This window comes from Vibrio sp. 10N.222.49.C9, from assembly GCF_041474985.1.
GTDB lineage: Bacteria > Pseudomonadota > Gammaproteobacteria > Enterobacterales > Vibrionaceae > Vibrio > Vibrio crassostreae_C.
Map to the genome: position 1 here is coordinate 1 of NZ_JBFRVD010000828.1, position 324 is coordinate 324.

A 324-nucleotide genomic window follows, 5' to 3' on the forward strand; every position below is an offset into this window, starting at 1 on the left:
GTGTACGAATGCCTTTTGGCCAAGGCAGACTAAGCACCTCAGGCTCTCGATGTTTTAGGTAGTCGGCATACACTCGCAAAGCACCGGATGACCCCGTCAAATAAGCTTGTTGGTTATCATCACGTCCAACCCAAAGAGTCACCACTTCTCTGCCATCCACGCCAACAAACCAACTGTCACGCCCATCATTACTGCTGCCGGTTTTACCCGCGAGCGCATAGCGAGAATAATTAGCAGAGAGATAGCGCCCCGACCCCTCAGTCACGACTTTCTTCATCGCAAAGGTGGTAAGCCAAGCGGCTTGCTCAGGCACTACCTGCTGAG

The 324-nt window shown here is 52.8% G+C and carries 1 protein-coding gene; it reads right to left on the reverse strand.

Features of this window, described 5'->3' with window-relative positions; genetic code table 11:
- Positions 1 to 324, reverse strand: a 324-nt coding sequence (locus tag AB4585_RS25805) for a penicillin-binding transpeptidase domain-containing protein (RefSeq protein ID WP_372171625.1), incomplete at both ends; no start/stop codon positions are given.